The sequence below is a fragment of the Mycobacterium sp. genome (assembly GCF_032162105.1).
GTDB lineage: Bacteria > Actinomycetota > Actinomycetes > Mycobacteriales > Mycobacteriaceae > Mycobacterium.
On sequence record NZ_JAVRPS010000476.1, the window covers coordinates 1 to 2,717 of the forward strand.

Below are 2,717 nucleotides of genomic sequence, written 5' to 3' on the forward strand. Positions count from 1 at the left end.
GATGCGCCACAACCAGGTCGAGGGCACTGATGGCCCGCGCCGTGATCAAGGGGCTGCCGGGTAACCGGCGTCCCGGGCCCCAGCACGAGACGCCGACTGCCAACGATCTGGTGGAGCGGACGTTCACCCGCGACGCTCCAAATCGGTTGTGGGTCACCGACATCACCGAGCATCGCACCTATGAGGGCAAGGTGTACTGCGCGGTCGTGCTGGACACGTTCTCCCTGCGTCTTCGACGTCACCACGTTGATGCCTCGCCACCCTTGACACATCAAATCGTCAACGCAGGATCGCCGGGTACGAGGAGGCGGGAGTGACGCTGTTCCACCCTTGTGAGCTGACGACAGTTCTGACGACAACGATGACGACAGTCGGGCTTCCAGACACCCTCGACTACGCGACAGTTAAACGCGCGTCGTGCCTAGTCACGTCACCCGCCCGTGCCTACGGATCAGAAGGTTGGGGGTTCGAATCCCTTCGGGCGCACTCAACGGCACTTCGGGTGTGAGATTGTGCCGAAGCCGCGTGTCTGGGCGCCTCGCGCCATTAACTTTCTGGGGTGGACTTCTCCTTCGATGCGCGCGGGTTGCTGGGGCGGGCCGTCGGCGCAGCCCGCGTGGGCATCAACGTCTACGACTGGGCCGAGGAACAGGTCGTGGCCGCACTGCGCAGCGGACTCGACGCGTTGGACCCCGATGGCGCTCCCAAGGCTTCGGCTCCGGAACCGGCTCCCGTCACCGATGAACCGGACCCCGACTCGTTGACCGGCAAGATGACTCGGCTGCTGGACCGGGCACTGGGCCAGAACACCCGTAGCAGCCAGGTCGAGCTCTACCATCACCTGCTCGACCAGTTGGTGGCCGACGAGGCCCGGATCATCGGGGCCCTGTCCGACGGTTCGGTGTCGCCGTTGGTGAACGTGTTCAGCTGGACTCGGCCGCGGGTGCCAGGGCGGGCCACCTTGGAGAACGCGTCTCTCATCGGCCGCACCGCCAATGTCGCGCTGCCCCAGATGGTCCCACAGTACGTTAGCCACCTGCTGTCGCTCGGCCTCGTCGAGAAGGGGCCCGAGGACCCCGCTCTCGAGACCGAGTACGAGGTACTCATGGCGGAGTCGATGGTGCTCGCCGCGATCAAGAGCGCGTCGCGGGGGCCGATTTCGGCGAAGGTCGAGAAGTACGTGCTGAGCCTGTCCGGCCTCGGCACGTCGCTGTGGGAGGCGACCATGCAGGGCGACGCTTAGTGACGACGTCCGTCGTCGCGCTGTCCAGCTGGTCGGAGATCACCCATGACTTCGGCGCCAACTGGCTGATCTACCTGTCGATGCCGTTGATCGCGGCCTTCGTCGGGTGGAGCACGAAGATCGTTGCGCTGGAGATGCTGTACCGGCCACTGGAATTCAAGGGCATCGGGCCATTCGGCTGGCAGGGCATCGTGCCACGGCGGGCAGGCAAGGTCGGCTCCAAGACCATCGAGCTGCTGACGGAGAATCTGCTCAAACCCGAAGAGCTACTGGACCGCATCGACGCCGACGAGGCGGTCGAGGCGCTGCGGAAGCCCCTGATCCAGGCGGTCGACGAGATCTCCCGGGAGCTCGCCGAGCAGCTCCGCCCCGGCCTGTGGGATGCGCTTCCAGATGCGGGCAGGCAGGCGATCCAATCCAGGATTCACGCCCAGGTGCCGGGGATCACCGAGAAGGTGCTCATCGAGCTCAAGGCGGACCTGAGCCGGTACGTCGACCTGCAATTCCTGGCCGTCACCACGCTGGTGCGCAACAAGGAGAAGCTGGTCAAGCTGTTCCGCGGCATGACCACCGATGCGATGGCGTTCGTGCGGCGCAGCGGAATCGTCTTCGGATTCGGCATCGGGCTGGTCCAGATGGTGGCGTGGGCGCTGTTCAAGAATCCGTGGATCATGCCCGCGTTCGGCTTCGCGGTGGGGTTCGTCAGTGACTACATCGCGCTGAACATGTTGTTCCGCCCCGTACAACCGAGGAAGTTCCTCGGCTTCATTCCGTTCCAGGGGCTGCTGCACGCCCAGCGGGCCAAGATCACCCGCGACTACGCCAAGATCCTGGCCGACGACCTCTTCACCCCGGAGATTCTGTTCGACGGCATCATCAAGGGACCGGGCGCGGACAAGCTCTTCGCGCTCGTCGCCAAGGAGATCGACGCGGCGATCGACGCACAGACGGGCATCGCGACCCCCGTCGTCGTGCTCGCCGTCGGCACCAAGCGCTACCGCGCAGTCAAGGACCGAGTGGTGGCGCTGGTCCTCGAGCGGCTGCCGACGACCTTGCTCGACGCACAGGACTACGCGACGGAGGTGATCGACCTGGAGAACACCATCGTGGAGAAGATGAACGCGCTCACCAACGAGGAGTACGAGTCGATCCTCCGACCCGTCTTCAAGGACGACGAACCGCTGATGATTGCGGTCGGTGCCATCCTCGGCGGTCTGGTCGGCGAGCTCCAGGTTCAGGTCATCGAACTGTTCGCGCACTGACGCTGCGTCACGCCACTAGTTGGTTGTGGGTGGTGGTTGGGGTTGGAACGGCTGGTACCACCACCAGTCGGCGCGTTCGCCGGTTGGTCCGGCACATGGTTTGACCGCGGGTGGGGGTGTGGTCGGGGGTCGGGCCAGCGATCCCGCCTTCAGAGGTCTGCCCTTTTGGTCGGTGACCACGAGGTGCTGGGCGGGTCCGGTGATGGTGATGA

At 65.0% G+C, this 2,717-nt stretch carries 2 protein-coding genes and 2 pseudogenes; 3 read left to right on the top strand and 1 reads right to left on the bottom strand.

The window, feature by feature from the left end:
• From QOC69_RS24555 to QOC69_RS24565, 3 genes and pseudogenes are all read left to right on the top strand, one after another.
• Nucleotides 1–317, top strand: a pseudogene (locus tag QOC69_RS24555) (IS3-like element ISAar24 family transposase); the annotation flags it as partial.
• A 242-nt stretch (nucleotides 318–559) separates the two neighbouring features.
• Complete coding sequence (locus tag QOC69_RS24560; protein ID WP_526444506.1) at nucleotides 560–1,243, top strand: Abi-alpha family protein; 684 nt, start codon at nucleotides 560–562, stop codon at nucleotides 1,241–1,243.
• A complete protein-coding gene (locus QOC69_RS24565) occupies nucleotides 1,243–2,505 on the top strand; it encodes a DUF445 domain-containing protein (protein WP_526444508.1) in 1,263 nt (420 codons plus the stop codon). The genes QOC69_RS24560 and QOC69_RS24565 overlap by 1 nt, the downstream gene beginning before the upstream one ends.
• A gap of 15 nt (nucleotides 2,506–2,520) precedes the next feature.
• Here the strand turns inward: QOC69_RS24565 and QOC69_RS24570 are convergent.
• A pseudogene (locus QOC69_RS24570) lies at nucleotides 2,521–2,717 on the bottom strand (hypothetical protein); the annotation flags it as partial.